This window comes from Vibrio sp. M260121 (assembly GCF_036533715.1).
GTDB lineage: Bacteria > Pseudomonadota > Gammaproteobacteria > Enterobacterales > Vibrionaceae > Vibrio.
This window is the reverse complement of the sequence record NZ_JATABF010000004.1, coordinates 152196-165825: the sequence shown is the minus strand read 5'-3', so window position 1 is coordinate 165825 and position 13630 is coordinate 152196. Positions and strand designations below refer to the sequence as shown.

The following is a 13630-nucleotide window of genomic DNA, read 5'->3' as shown; positions in this document are numbered from 1 at the left end:
ATGAGGGTTATTTGTTTTCTCGCTCTAGTGAGCGCTGACGGAGTAATTTTTGCTGTTGGTATAGCGCGGCTTTGATTAATAAATCTTGGTCAGCTTCTCGAAGTAGTTTGTACTTGAGTGTAACCACATAACCTTGCTCTGATTGTTCGCACTCTACAACCTGAGCGTAGCAGTAAATCGCTGCGGCAGGATGATCTAAGAAGAGTTTCACTCGAACCAGTTGGTCTTTTTCTACGGCAGAAACGCTACGATAGCTCAGTTGGCTTGCGCCGAATTGCGTGGTTTGAAAACGCAGTGCAATATCATCTTGCTGAGAAAGCATAAAACTCAGCAGTAAGTTGAGTTTTGAGTTTTGGGTATCCAGCAAGCTGATGACGTGTTTCAACTCTTTATTTTGCAGTTCCAGTCTCGCGTTATCCGCTAACATATCTAAGTGACTGAACTCACTTGCGACGATGAACGGTGCTGGAATTTCAGATACAAAACTGGCCTCATCTGGTAGAGCAAAGTCCGTCCCTAACGTTTCGACGTTAATCGTCAGATTGTGGTGCACGGTGAAGTATTCTTGCTCTGTCATAATTTGGTCCTTTTCTGCCATCGAGCGCTCTCATTTCATTGAAGAATGAGTAGGATAGGGGAGTGATTATCGCTAATCAGGGTAAGTTATCAAGTTTACCTGTTTTTATGGCTGAACTTTTTGCAGTAAATGGGGACTTATTGCATGTCGTTGACAAATTTAGCGATTATCTTGTCTTCTTCATAGTAAGAGTAAGGTAAGATAACCGGTATTAATTAGCTAAGTATTGGCTCCATTATTAGAAAACCAGTTGGTTTGTCCTATATGTATCATCCTATCTCTTTGTTTATTGGCTTGAGGTATCTTCGGGGACGCTCCGGGGATAGATTCAGTCGATTCGTTTCTTACATGTCGACCGCAGGTATCACGATTGGTGTTATGGCGTTGGTGACAGTACTGTCTGTGATGAATGGCTTTGAAGCTCAGCTTAAAGAGCGCATTTTAGGCGTACTTCCTCATGCTGTCGTTTCTCAGCATGATGGCAAAACGCCAATGAGCGAGACGGCGCCCCAATTCATTCAAAATATGTCGACCATCGCTAAGCCAGAGCCGATTGTGCGTGGTGAAGCGGTGATCCAAAGTTCTGCGCAGTTAACCGCTGGTTACTTGATTGGTATCGAGCCTAAACTTGGCGATCCTATTTCCAATCACTTGATCGCAGGCCGCTTATCTTCACTACAAGCGGGTGAGTATAAGGTTTTCCTTGGTCACAGCTTGGCGCGCGCTCTTAAAGTGTCGATGGGTGACAAAGTCCGCTTAATGGTGACCAATGCGACGCAATTTACCCCATTAGGTCGAATCCCAAGTCAACGTAACTTCACCGTGGCGGGTATCTTTAATACCGGCTCAGATGTGGATGGTCAGCTTATGATCGTCAACATGACTGACGCTTCTAAATTGATGCGATTACCGAAAGATACGGTATCCGGTTGGCGTGTGTTCTTCTCTGACCCATTCATGGTGACGGAATTTGCAGATAAGCCAATGCCGGAAGGTTGGCAATGGAGTGACTGGCGTGAGCAGCGTGGTGAGCTTTTCCAAGCAGTAAAAATGGAAAAGAACATGATGGGCTTGATGCTGGGTCTGATTGTTGGCGTAGCAGCATTTAATATTATTTCTGCGTTGATCATGGTGGTGATGGAGAAGCAATCGGAAGTCGCGATTCTCAAAACTCAAGGCATGAAGCAATCTCAAGTGATGGCGATTTTCATGGTGCAGGGCGCGAGTAGTGGTGTGATTGGTGCGATTGTTGGTGGCGCGGTCGGCGTTGCTTTATCGCTCAATCTCAATGCTATTCTGGAAGCGGCAGGCGTTGCCTTGTTTAGCTTTGGTGGTCACTTGCCAATCGTGATTGATTCATTCCAAATTTTATTAGTGGTAGTGCTGGCGATTGCTCTGAGTCTAGCTGCAACTGTTTACCCGTCTTACCGAGCATCTTCTGTTAAACCTGCTGAGGCACTTCGCTATGAATAAGCTATTAGAATGTCGTGATATTCGTAAAGTCTACCGAGAAGGCTCGTTAGATACGGAAGTGTTGAAAGGCGTGAGTTTTGATATCGACAAAGGGGAATTGGTTTCTATTGTTGGCTCATCTGGCTCAGGTAAGAGTACGCTGCTTCACATCCTTGGCGCTTTAGATGATGCATCTCAAGGTGAGGTGGATTTTCTAGGGCAGAACTTGTCTGCGTTAAGTTCAAACAAGCAAGCGGCACTACGAAACAAACACCTTGGTTTTGTCTATCAGTTCCATCACCTATTGGCTGACTTTACCGCAGTTGAAAACGTTGCGATGCCATTGTTGATTGGGGGCGCAAAAGTAGCGGATGCGAAAGCGGAAGCAAAAGCTCTACTTGAGAAAGTTGGCCTAGGACACCGCATGGACCACCGTCCTTCGGAGCTATCTGGTGGTGAGCGCCAACGTGTTGCGATTGCACGTGCTTTGGTCAACAAGCCAGACTTGGTTTTGGCTGATGAGCCTACAGGTAACCTAGATCACAACACGGCATTGGCGATTTACGATTTAATGCGAGAGCTAAACCAGGAGTCAAACATCGCTTTCTTGGTGGTGACCCACGATAACGAGTTAGCTGCGAAAATGGATCGTCAAATGCACATGCAAGATGGTTTGCTGGTGGATCGCTTTACGACTCAAACAGCGGCAGCGGAGGGCTAATTTTGTTTTCATCTTTAGCATTGATGATCGGTGGCCGTTTTAGTCGCGCGAAAAAGCGCAACAAGATGGTGTCGTTCATTTCTCTCTCTTCCACTATTGGTATTGCGGTTGGTGTTGCGGTGATCATTATAGGTCTATCCGCTATGAACGGCTTTGAGCGTGAGCTGCAATCGCGCGTACTTTCTGTGATTCCGCATGGTGAGTTAGAAGGGGTGAATGGACCGCTGCATAACTACACCAAAACTATGAACCAAGCCTTGAGTCATGAACACGTCGTCGCTGCGGCGCCTTATGTCCGATTTACGGGATTGGCAGAAAAGGGCAGCAAGCTTAAGGCGATTGAAGTACGTGGTGTGGATCCTGCTTTTGAACAAGCGGTGTCGAGCATGTCGGAATTCATTGATCCAAAAGCATGGCAGAACTTCTATGCGGGCCAACAGCAAGTCATTTTGGGGCGTGGTGTAGCGAATGAACTTAACGTCGATGTAGGTGATTACATTACGTTGATGATTCCGCAAACCGGAAGCACCAATAAGGTTCAAGCGCCGAAACGAGTTCGCGTGAAGGTGGCTGGATTCCTAACACTCAATGGTCAAATCGATCACTCATTGGCTTTGGTGCCGCTGAAAGATGCTCAGGCTTATGCGCGCTTAGGTGATGGCGTCACAGGTATTTCGCTCAAAACAGATGATGTACTTAACGCACCTTCCATTGTGCGTGAAGTGGGTAATCTGATTGATGTGTATGTTTACCTGAAAAGCTGGCAACAACAGTTCGGCTTCTTGTATCGTGATATCCAGTTAGTTCGTACCATTATGTACTTGGTGATGGTTTTGGTTATCGGTGTCGCGTGTTTCAACATTGTGTCGACACTGATGATGGCGGTAAAAGATCGCGCGGCGGAAATTGCGATTCTTCGTACGATGGGCGCAAAAGATGGTTTGATTAAACGTATCTTTGTGTGGCAAGGCGTCTTCTCTGGCGTATTCGGCAGCCTTGCTGGCAGTGTCGTTGGCGTTCTTGTTGCTCTTAATCTCACACCGATTATTAAGGGGCTGGAAGCCTTAATTGGTCACCAATTCCTTTCGGGGGATATCTATTTTGTTGACTTCTTGCCATCGCAGTTGCACTGGCCTGATGTTGCTTTAGTTTCCATTACAGCGATTGTTCTGAGCTTGCTAGCAACTTGGTATCCCGCATCTCGTGCAGCGAAACTTAACCCAGCGGCGGTATTGAGTTCAAAGTAGTGGATAGAACTAGAACTTAGCGAAGCGCTGGCCCCTCACTGACACAAAAAAGGACCGAATCTCGGTCCTTTCTTTTATCTGTAATCTAACTATCTCTGCGGTGGCTCGGTAGCTTTCATACTTGAGTTACATCGCCTTTCATTTCGAACGTTAACTGTTCTCCATTCGATGTTCTGAGACCTGCCAATTGAAGAAGAAGTACTTATCGTATCTTACGTTTTTGCCAGCTTCTGACCACTGAGTAACGCCATAGTCCACGTATACCAAAATAGCCGATGATGGCTGATACCACGCCACAGATTGCGCAGCCTAGTAGGAACGGAGGCCCAATGGTGTTCATTTGCTGCATGATGAAATCCCACGACAACTCAAAGTGGAACGGTTGTGGTGGTACATGCATGACCAATGCGCCAAGTTTGTATGCGAAGTAGAACAGCACCGGCATGGTGATTGGGTTACTGATCCAGACAAGGGCAACAGATAGAGGCAAGTTAACACCAAGCATGATGGCGAGACCCGCCGCCATGATCATCTGGCTCGGAAGCGGAACAAACGCCATAAACAGACCAACAGCAAAAGCACCTGATGCAGAGCGACGATTTAAACACCACAAGTTTGGGTTGTATAAAACGTTGCCGAAGACCTTCAGTGCTTTTTGGCGTTTGATCATTTCATGATCTGGCATGAAGCGTTTTATCAGCTTTCTAGGCATAGGACGACATGACTCTCTTAGAAAAAAGTTTGACCTTGGCGTTATTTGTAGCGAGCGTTATATCGTCTGCGTGGTGGCCGACGATGCCAGATTGGCAATGGTTGCTGCTGGGAATAATTGCCATTGGCTCGATAATCAAATTACGGCGCGGCTTATTGAGCATAGGCGCAATTTGGGGCTTTATGGTTGTCATTATCCACGGCAATGTTATGGAGCATCAAAGACAAGCCCTGTTTCGAGCAGGGGTGAATATTACCATAAATGGCAAAGTTGACAGCCCTTTTACGCAAATAAGTCACGGATATGAAGGAATTGCGCAGATCAATCAGGTGAATTCTCAAAACCTGTTACCTTTTCTTAAACCGAAAATCCGATTGATAACCGCTTTCCCACTGCCCGTTAACAGTGAGTTCACTACTCAGGTGACGATCAAACCGATTCTGGGTTTGAAGAATGAGGCGGGGTTTGATGCGGAAAAGCAAGCGATAGGTAAGGGTATTGTCGCTAGAGCTGTCACACCTGATGACGCGAAATGGTTGATTCGTACACACTCTTCATTTCGACAGCAAATCATTACGGCCGTTGATACTCATATTTCTGAACTTGCCCATTTCCCTTTAATCAGTGCATTAGCGTTTAGTGACCGCTCACTGCTTGCTAAACAGGATTGGCAGTCTCTGCGAGATAGCGGGCTGCTGCATTTGGTCTCAATCTCTGGTTTGCATATTGGAATGGCGTTTGCTTTTGGCATGAGTTTGGGATTTGTCATTCGGCTTCTATTCCCCAAGTTTGTTCACCTTCCTTCCGCTGTCGGTTTATTGGCAGCGCTCGTTTATGCGTGGTTGGCCGATTTTTCCTTACCTACAACCCGTGCTTTTTCGGTTTGTGTCATTTATCTCGTGCTTAAAGCGGCTTTGGTTCATTGGAGCCCTTGGCGAGTGTTATTGCTCGCAGTCTCGATACAGCTTTTCATCGAGCCTTTTGCTTCATTCACGATGAGCTTCTGGTTGTCTTATCTGTCCGTGGTTGCCGTGCTTTTAGCCGTGAATGTGGTTCAACAGCGACGCGGCAATTGGCAAACGAAGCTGAGTTCACTACTAAAAATACAGTTAGTACTTACTTTGCTTATCGTGCCAATCAGCGGTGCGTTTTTCTCTGGAACAAGTTTGGTATCCATCGCTTACAACCTAGTTTTCATTCCTTGGTTTGGTTTTTTGGTCGTTCCTTTGATGTTCCTAGCGCTGATTGTTACCCCAATCGCTTTTCAGTTGTCTGGTGTGCTTTGGCAACTGGTGGATTGGGTGTTGTTGCCACTGATATGGTCATTACAGTTTGCGGTAGGGAGTTGGCATTTTGTAAGTTTGCCTTTGACCTTAACGATACTAGCAGTTGCCATCTGTGGATTATTGAGACGTTTTTTGAATCGGGGCTCGCTCGTTACGTTAGTCATGCTAGTGACGGGTGTCGCCCTATTTTATGAGCGTACAACAAATTCTTGGCGAGTGGACGTGTTAGATGTAGGGCATGGCCTTGCGGTATTAATTGAGAAGCATGGAAAGGTGGCGCTTTATGACACAGGCAAAGTTTGGAACTCAGGGAGCATAGCTCAGCAGGTTATCTCTCCCGTATTACATCGCAGAGGTTTTGGCACCATTGATATGTTCATTATCAGTCATGCTGATTCGGATCATGCTGGAGGTAGGCAGTATATAGAGCAGCACTTTTCGCCAGCGCAGAAGTTCAGCAGTCAAAACTACGCTAACTACCAATCTTGTATTGCGGGTGAACGCTGGTATTGGCAGGCGCTTTATTTTGAAGTCCTATGGCCACCTAAGCAGGTAAACCGTGCTTATAATCCTCATTCGTGTGTTGTTCGAGTTGTGGATAAGGAATCGGGTTTTAAATTGCTTTTGACTGGCGATATTGAAGCCGTCAGTGAGTGGATACTTATGCGTGAACCCAACAAGCTAGAGAGTGATGTTATGCTTGTTCCTCATCATGGTAGCAAGAGCTCTTCGAATCCAAAATTTGTTCAAACTGTCTCTCCAACTTTGGCGATAGCCTCGTTAGCAAAAAGTAATCAGTGGGGCATGCCTGCTGAAAATGTTTTATCGGCTTATCAGGAAGCAAATGCCCACTGGCTGGATACGGGAAATCATGGGCAGGTATCGGTGTTTATTGAGCGAGACAATTGGTACTTTGAAGCTAAACGTAGTGAGACATTTGAGCCTTGGTATAGGCAGATGCTGCGTAAGGGAGTAGAATAAGAGTCTTAATGTAAGAAAATAAAGCACTTCTATGTCGATAAATACTGATGAAACGACCTGGCAGACGTTTAAGCGTCTATGGCAATTTATTCGCCTTTATAAGTCAGGCATTATCGTTGCCGTCATTGCATTAGTGATTAATGCACTTTCAGATACCTATATGATTTCTTTGCTAAAACCACTTCTTGATGAAGGTTTTGGTAATGCGGAATCTGATTTTCTACGCACGCTTCCACTGATTGTTTTCGCCATGATGTTTATTCGTGGTGTGAGCGGATTTGTTTCCACATACTGTTTAAGCTGGGTATCCGGCAATGTGGTAATGCAAATTCGTCGAATGGTGTTCAACCACTTTATGCACATGCCTGTGTCTTACTTTGACAAAGAAAAAACAGGTAACTTGCTATCTCGTATTACTTACGATTCAGAACAAGTCTCTGCCGCAACAAGCCAAGCGTTGGTAAGCATTGTACGTGAAGGTGCGAGCATCATCGGTCTTCTTGTGTTGATGTTCTACAACAGCTGGCAGCTTTCTTTGGTTCTATTTGCTGTTGCTCCAGTGGTGGCATGGGGTATTGGTATCGTTTCTAAGCGATTCCGTAAGATTTCTAAGAACATGCAGACCATGATGGGGCATGTGACTGCTTCTGCTGAGCAGATGCTAAAAGGTCACAAAGTCGTACTAAGCTACGGCGGTCAAGATATCGAAGGCAAGCGCTTTGAAAAAGTCAGCAACCAAATGCGTCAACAAAGCATGAAGTTGGTGACAGCTCAAGCTGCAGCAAACCCAATCATTCAAATGATCGCGTCTATTGCGATTGTTGTGGTGCTTTACCTAGCCAGTATCGATTCAATCAAAGATCAATTAACGCCGGGTACATTTACCGTTGTGTTCTCTGCAATGTTTGGTTTGATGCGTCCGCTTAAAGCGCTGACCAACGTAACGTCACAATTCCAACGTGGTATGGCAGCGAGCCAAACCTTGTTTGCCCTGGTAGACCTAGAGCCAGAGAAAAACGAAGGTAAGTTCACTGTAGAACGTGCAAATGGCGACGTTGCGGTAAAAGAAGTCAGCTTTACCTACGAAGGTGCAGAGAAACCGGCACTTGAGAACGTGAGCTTTGATATTCCAAAAGGCAAGACAGTTGCTCTTGTTGGTCGTTCAGGCTCAGGTAAGAGTACCATCGCGAACTTATTCAACCGTTTTTACGACGTCAGCGGTGGTTCAATTACACTTGATGGCCACGATATTCGTGACTACGAGCTTAAGAACCTGCGCGAGCAGTTTGCATTGGTATCGCAAAACGTACATTTGTTTAATGACACGATTGCAAACAACATTGCTTACGCGACAGAAGATCAATACACACGTGAAGACATCGAACGTGCCGCTAAACTTGCTCACGTCACTGAGTTCGTCAGCAAGATGGAAGACGGCCTTGATACGATGATTGGTGAGAATGGTGCGAGTCTATCTGGCGGTCAACGTCAACGTGTCGCTATTGCTCGTGCACTTCTTCGTGATGCTCCTGTTTTGGTTCTTGATGAAGCGACATCAGCTCTTGATACGGAATCTGAACGTGCTATTCAATCGGCGCTGGATGAACTGCAAAAAGACAAGACGGTATTGGTGATTGCACACCGACTGTCGACTATCGAGAATGCAGATGAAATTCTAGTGGTAGATGAAGGCTCTATCGTTGAACGCGGTAACCACGCGGAGCTGATTGCCAAGAAAGATGGCGCGTACGCTCAACTTCATCGAATCCAATTTGGTGCCTAAGAACTGTGGTTGAAAAAATCTGGTTCGAAAACCATCCTCTCAAATACCTGCTGTGGCCGCTTTTGTGGCCACTGAGCTTGTTGTTTGGTGCGATCAGTAAGTCTAAGCGTCAACAATTTCAATCAGGTAAAAAACAAGCTTACAAAGCGCCAGTGCCTGTAGTTGTGGTGGGTAACATCACGGCTGGGGGTAATGGTAAAACACCAGTTGTTGTGTGGCTGGTGGAGCAATTACAGCAGCTTGGTTACAAACCAGGCGTTGTGTCTCGTGGCTATGGGGCGAAAGCGCCGCAGTATCCGCTGGTTTTGGATGACAATACACCAGCGAAACACTGTGGTGACGAGCCGAAGCTGATTTATCGCCGTGCTGGTGCACCTGTCGCCGTAGACCCGGTTCGTGCCAATGCGGTGAAAGCATTGCTTGAAACTGGTGTTGATATCATTATTACTGACGATGGTCTCCAGCATTACGCTCTAGAGCGAGATATCGAGTTCGTTATCGTTGATGGTAATCGCCGCTTTGGCAATGAACGCCTTATTCCACTTGGCCCGCTACGTGAAGGGGTAGAGCGTCTTTCTGAAGTCGATTTTATCATCACTAATGGTGGTCAAGCTCAGTATGGCGAAATGCCAATGTCTTTAACGCCATCAAAGGCGATCAACCTGAAGACCAAGCAACAGGTCGAGGTCAGTGAATTACGAGATCTCGTTGCGTTTGCGGGGATTGGGCATCCACCACGATTTTTTAATACACTTAACGCAATGAATGCAGATGTCAAAGTGACGAAAGGCTTTGCCGATCATCAAGACTTTGACCAGCAAGAATTACACGCATTGGCTCAACAAGGGGCGAATGTGATTATGACAGAAAAAGATGCCGTCAAATGCGACAGTTATGCGCAAGACAATTGGTGGTATCTGCCCGTTTCTGCGCAGTTTGAATCAAACGACGCAGAGCGAATTTTAAATCGAATAAAAGAGGTTAAAGCGACTTATGGATCACCGTCTGCTTGAGATTGTAGCTTGCCCTGTGTGCAAAGGTAAGCTGACGTACGATAAAGATAATCAAGAGTTGATCTGCAAACTGGATCGCCTTGCTTACCCAATCAAAGAGGGTATTCCTGTTCTGCTTGAGCCAGAAGCACGAACCATGAGCATGGACGAGGGACGCTAATGTCTTTTACGGTTGTCATTCCTGCACGCTACGCGTCGAGCCGCTTACCGGGTAAACCGTTGGCAGACATTGGTGGTAAACCAATGATCCAATGGGTTTATGAGCAAGCGTTACAAGCGGGCGCTGAAGACGTGATTATTGCGACTGACGATGAGCGCGTATCAGCGGCAGCAGAGCAGTTTGGTGGCAAGGTTTGTATGACCTCGCCAAACCACGAATCTGGCACTGAGCGACTAGCGGAAGTGGTAGAAAAAATGGCAATCCCTGCAGACCACATTGTGGTGAACGTTCAGGGTGATGAACCATTGATTCCGCCTTCTATTATTCGCCAAGTAGCTGACAACCTAGCAGGTTGCGATGCGCCAATGGCAACACTTGCGGTTGAGATTGAATCGGAAGAGGAAGTCTTCAACCCGAATGCGGTAAAAGTGGTTGCGGACGAGCGTGGTTATGCCATGTACTTTAGCCGTGCAACGATCCCTTGGGATCGTGATAACTTTGCTAAACAAGACAAGACGATTGCGAATCCTTTGATGCGCCATATCGGCATCTACGCTTACCGTGCTGGTTTCATCAATACTTATGTGAATTGGCAACCAAGCGCACTTGAGCAAATCGAGTGTCTAGAGCAACTTCGCGTGCTTTGGTACGGTGAAAAGATTCATGTTGAAGTGGCAAAAGAAGCACCAGCAGCAGGTGTGGATACACCAGAAGATTTAGAAGCAGTACGAGCCATTGTCGCTAAGCAAGCACAATAAGCTTGGTATTGATTTCCAAATTAGAAAGGCTCCTCCTCATTGAGGAGCCTTTTTGTATCTGCGATAGGTTAGATGCTGTATCGGCTAGATATTGGTGTCGTACTGATTGCGCTTCGGGCATGTTGAGAGAATTTCTCTGTGTCCGGTGTCTTTCACTTCTTCTAAAATCACATCGAAGCCCCACAAGCGATACACATGCTTAAGTACCTCTTCATAACTGTTATCCAAAGGAATGCGGTTATGAGGGACGTATTGAAGTGTTAACGAGCGGTCACCGCGGATATCCACGTTAAACACCTGAATATTTGGCTCTAAGTTCGCCAAGTTATATTGTGCAGCCAGCGTTTCACGAATGCGTCGGTACCCCATCTCATCATGAATGGCGGCAACTTCGATGAAGTTCTTACGATCATCGTCATTGATGGCAAACAACTTGAAATCACGCATGAGCTTCGGTGACAAGTATTGGCTAATAAAGCTCTCGTCTTTGAAGTTATGCATGGCAAAGTGAACCGCATCTAACCAGTCTGTTCCTGCTAACTCAGGGAACCACTCTTTGTCCTCATCCGTTGGCTCTTCACAGATGCGTTTGATGTCGCGGAACATCGCAAAGCCAAGTGCATACGGGTTAATGCCGCTAAAGTAAGGGCTATTGTAAGGCGGTTGTGCAACCACGCTGGTGTGACTGTGTAGAAACTCGAGAATGAATTTTTCAGACACTAAACCTTCATCGTAAAGGTGATTAAGGATGGTGTAGTGCCAGAAGGTTGCCCAGCCTTCATTCATGACCTGAGTTTGTTTTTGAGGATAGAAGTATTGGCTCACCTTACGCACGATACGCACAATCTCGCGCTGCCATGGCTCAAGCAGTGGTGCGTGTTTTTCAAAGAAGTAGAGCAGGTTTTCCTGTGGCTCGCTAGGGAAGCGAACTTTGATGTCTTCTTCTTTGGTTTTCGATTGTGGAACGGTACGCCACAACTCGTTCACTTGCGATTGCAGATAAGCTTCACGCTCTTCCTGACGCGCTTTCTCTTCGTTGATTGATATCTTTTCAGGACGCTTATAACGGTCGACACCGAAGTTCATTAAAGCATGGCAGGAGTCGAGTAGTTGTTCGACTTCGTGCACACCGTAGCGCTCCTCACATTCTGCAATGTAGTTCTTCGCGAACAGAAGATAATCAATGATCGAACTAGCGTCGGTCCAAGTTTGGAACAGATAGTTACCTTTGAAGAACGAATTGTGCCCATAGCACGCGTGAGCAATAACCAGTGCTTGCATGGTGATGGTGTTCTCTTCCATCAGGTAAGCGATACATGGGTTAGAGTTGATCACGATTTCGTAAGCCAACCCCATTTGGCCGTGCTTGTAGTTCTGCTCCGTTTGGATGAACTTTTTACCAAACGACCAGTGGTTGTAGTTGATGGGCATACCGATGCTTGAGTACGCGTCCATCATTTGCTCTGAGGTGATTACCTCGATTTGGTTAGGATAGGTGTCGAGACGATAATGCTCCGCGACACGCTTGATTTCTTTGTGGTAACGCTCCAGTAATTCAAACGTCCAATCTGGACCATCTGGCAGCATATTCTCTCTGCGTTTCTTCGAGGCTTCCCCCGAAAGGTTTGTCGTTGCGGTATTCATCGCTAGCCCCCTTACGCATTTTCTTTTTGGAATAGTTCACGGAAGACTGGGAAGATATCCTCCACAGAGCGGATGTTTTTCATGGCGAAGTTTGGAAAGGCTTCGGAAAGCTTTTCATACTCATGCCACAGCGTTTGATGGGAACGTCTAGTGATCTCGATGTATGAATAGTACTGACAATTTGGCAGTAACTTATTGACGAGTAGGTCACGACAGCGAGGTGAATCGTCTGCCCAGTTATCGCCATCGGATGCTTGAGCTGCGTAGATGTTCCACTGGCCCACAGGGTAGCGGTCTTGAACGATCTCATTCATCAGTTTGAGTGCGCTCGAAACAATCGTGCCACCCGTTTCTTGCGAATAGAAGAACTCGTGCTCATCGACTTCTTTCGCTTGTGTATGGTGACGAATGAAGACCACTTCAACGTTTTCGTAGGTACGTGCCAAGAACAGGTATAAAAGCACATAGAAGCGTTTTGCAATGTCTTTGGTTGCTTGGTCCATAGAGCCGGATACGTCCATTAGACAGAACATGACCGCTTGGCTTGATGGCACTGGGCGCTTCTCGTAGTTCTTGAAACGTAAGTCGAAGGTATCAATAAAGGGTACGCTTTCGATTTTCTTGCGCAGATCCTCAATTTCCTTCTTCAGACGATTTTCTTCAAGTTGTTGAGCGGGCTCGATGTTTTTGATGCGAGTAAGCTCATCTTCCAGTTCATTAAGAAGACGCTTTTTGCCTGCTGTCATTGCCGTGCGTCGCGCTAGAGATTGTTGTAGCGAGCGAACAACGGCAATATTGGATGGAATACCCGCGGTTTGGTAACCCGCACGGTGGGTTTTCCATTCTGTGATTTTGGCAATTTGGTTCTTCTCAAGATTCGGTAACTCTAAATCTTCAAATAAGATGTCGAGGTATTCGTCTTTTGAAATTTGGAAGACGAACTCGTCTTGTCCTTCACCGTCAGGGCTGGCATTGCCTTCACCAGCACCGCCGCCTTGGCCTCCGCCTTTCGGGCGTTCGATTTTGTCACCAGTGATAAATTGGTCGTTACCAGGATGCACGCGGTCGCGCACGCCCCCTTTACCCTGATGAAACATAGGTTCGTTAATATCTTTGTGCGGTATTGCGACGTCTTCGCCCGTTTCCGTGTTCGTGATCGAGCGTCGATTCACTGCGTCAGCTACCGACTCTTTAATCTGCTCTTTATGGCGCTTCAAGAAGCGCTGTCGATTAACAGCGCTCTTGTTCTTGCCATTGAGCCTTCGGTCTATAAATTGCGCCATGAAATAGCCCTCT

General features: G+C 46.5%; 12 protein-coding genes. 8 read left to right on the top strand and 4 right to left on the bottom strand.

Annotated elements, in window-relative coordinates; translation table 11 throughout:
* Nucleotides 1-7 precede the first annotated feature (7 nt).
* Nucleotides 8-577: a PilZ domain-containing protein gene (locus QTO06_RS04435; protein ID WP_331406987.1), complete on the bottom strand. Its 570-nt coding sequence runs from the start codon at nucleotides 575-577 to the stop codon at nucleotides 8-10.
* Nucleotides 578-841: 264 nt separating this feature from the next.
* Here QTO06_RS04435 and lolC point away from each other — a divergent pair, with 264 nt between their 5' ends.
* From lolC to lolE, 3 genes are read left to right on the top strand one after another with little or no spacing between them, the layout of a single operon-like run.
* Entirely contained in the window at nucleotides 842-2050 is a 1209-nt protein-coding gene (lolC, locus tag QTO06_RS04430) for a lipoprotein-releasing ABC transporter permease subunit LolC (protein WP_038891563.1), read from the top strand.
* The gene (gene lolD / locus QTO06_RS04425; RefSeq protein ID WP_045373222.1) at nucleotides 2043-2750 is read left to right on the top strand and encodes a lipoprotein-releasing ABC transporter ATP-binding protein LolD; all 708 of its coding nucleotides are present in this window, start codon (nucleotides 2043-2045) and stop codon (nucleotides 2748-2750) included. The genes lolC and lolD overlap by 8 nt, the downstream gene beginning before the upstream one ends.
* 2 nt (nucleotides 2751-2752) lie before the next feature.
* Nucleotides 2753-3997 carry a lipoprotein-releasing ABC transporter permease subunit LolE gene (lolE, locus tag QTO06_RS04420; RefSeq protein WP_005431697.1) on the top strand — a complete coding sequence of 415 codons (1245 nt, stop codon included), beginning with the start codon at nucleotides 2753-2755 and terminating at the stop codon, nucleotides 3995-3997.
* Nucleotides 3998-4199: 202 nt separating this feature from the next.
* Here the strand turns inward: lolE and QTO06_RS04415 are convergent, their stop codons facing one another.
* A complete protein-coding gene (locus QTO06_RS04415; protein WP_005531989.1) occupies nucleotides 4200-4709 on the bottom strand; it encodes a DUF2062 domain-containing protein in 510 nt (169 codons plus the stop codon).
* A gap of 8 nt (nucleotides 4710-4717) precedes the next feature.
* On the opposite strand from QTO06_RS04415, the gene QTO06_RS04410 reads away from it, so the two are divergent.
* Genes QTO06_RS04410 through kdsB form a run of 5 tightly spaced genes read left to right on the top strand, consistent with a single transcriptional unit; the run spans nucleotide 4718 to nucleotide 10690 of the window.
* Nucleotides 4718-6976 (top strand): DNA internalization-related competence protein ComEC/Rec2, encoded by a 2259-nt coding sequence (locus tag QTO06_RS04410; RefSeq protein ID WP_331406986.1) that lies wholly within the window; start codon nucleotides 4718-4720, stop codon nucleotides 6974-6976.
* 31 nt (nucleotides 6977-7007) lie between these two features.
* A complete protein-coding gene (msbA, locus tag QTO06_RS04405; protein WP_012127396.1) occupies nucleotides 7008-8759 on the top strand; it encodes a lipid A ABC transporter ATP-binding protein/permease MsbA in 1752 nt (583 codons plus the stop codon).
* A 5-nt stretch (nucleotides 8760-8764) separates the two neighbouring features.
* The gene (gene lpxK / locus QTO06_RS04400; protein ID WP_331406985.1) at nucleotides 8765-9772 is read left to right on the top strand and encodes a tetraacyldisaccharide 4'-kinase; all 1008 of its coding nucleotides are present in this window, start codon (nucleotides 8765-8767) and stop codon (nucleotides 9770-9772) included.
* The gene (locus QTO06_RS04395; protein ID WP_005378451.1) at nucleotides 9753-9932 is read left to right on the top strand and encodes a Trm112 family protein; all 180 of its coding nucleotides are present in this window, start codon (nucleotides 9753-9755) and stop codon (nucleotides 9930-9932) included. The genes lpxK and QTO06_RS04395 overlap by 20 nt, the downstream gene beginning before the upstream one ends.
* Nucleotides 9932-10690, top strand: coding sequence for a 3-deoxy-manno-octulosonate cytidylyltransferase (gene kdsB / locus QTO06_RS04390; RefSeq protein ID WP_038891570.1), 759 nt, complete (start codon nucleotides 9932-9934; stop codon nucleotides 10688-10690). Before QTO06_RS04395 ends, kdsB begins: the two co-directional genes overlap by 1 nt.
* 84 nt (nucleotides 10691-10774) lie before the next feature.
* On the opposite strand, the gene QTO06_RS04385 is transcribed toward kdsB, so the two are convergent.
* Nucleotides 10775-12334: a SpoVR family protein gene (locus QTO06_RS04385; protein ID WP_331406984.1), complete on the bottom strand. Its 1560-nt coding sequence runs from the start codon at nucleotides 12332-12334 to the stop codon at nucleotides 10775-10777.
* Nucleotides 12335-12345: 11 nt separating this feature from the next.
* Entirely contained in the window at nucleotides 12346-13617 is a 1272-nt protein-coding gene (locus QTO06_RS04380; protein ID WP_331406983.1) for a YeaH/YhbH family protein, read from the bottom strand.
* Nucleotides 13618-13630: the final 13 nt, after the last annotated feature.

Bases quoted from the DNA above. Each gene is read 5' to 3' on its own strand.
- QTO06_RS04435 (WP_331406987.1), bottom strand. From the start codon at position 577: ATGACAGAGCAAGAATACTTCACCGTGCACCACAATCTGACGATTAAC.
- lolC (WP_038891563.1), top strand. From the start codon at position 842: ATGTATCATCCTATCTCTTTGTTTATTGGCTTGAGGTATCTTCGGGGA.
- lolD (WP_045373222.1), top strand. From the start codon at position 2,043: ATGAATAAGCTATTAGAATGTCGTGATATTCGTAAAGTCTACCGAGAA.
- QTO06_RS04415 (WP_005531989.1), bottom strand. From the start codon at position 4,709: ATGCCTAGAAAGCTGATAAAACGCTTCATGCCAGATCATGAAATGATC.
- QTO06_RS04410 (WP_331406986.1), top strand. From the start codon at position 4,718: ATGACTCTCTTAGAAAAAAGTTTGACCTTGGCGTTATTTGTAGCGAGC.
- msbA (WP_012127396.1), top strand. From the start codon at position 7,008: ATGTCGATAAATACTGATGAAACGACCTGGCAGACGTTTAAGCGTCTA.
- QTO06_RS04395 (WP_005378451.1), top strand. From the start codon at position 9,753: ATGGATCACCGTCTGCTTGAGATTGTAGCTTGCCCTGTGTGCAAAGGT.
- kdsB (WP_038891570.1), top strand. From the start codon at position 9,932: ATGTCTTTTACGGTTGTCATTCCTGCACGCTACGCGTCGAGCCGCTTA.
- QTO06_RS04385 (WP_331406984.1), bottom strand. From the start codon at position 12,334: ATGAATACCGCAACGACAAACCTTTCGGGGGAAGCCTCGAAGAAACGC.
- QTO06_RS04380 (WP_331406983.1), bottom strand. From the start codon at position 13,617: ATGGCGCAATTTATAGACCGAAGGCTCAATGGCAAGAACAAGAGCGCT.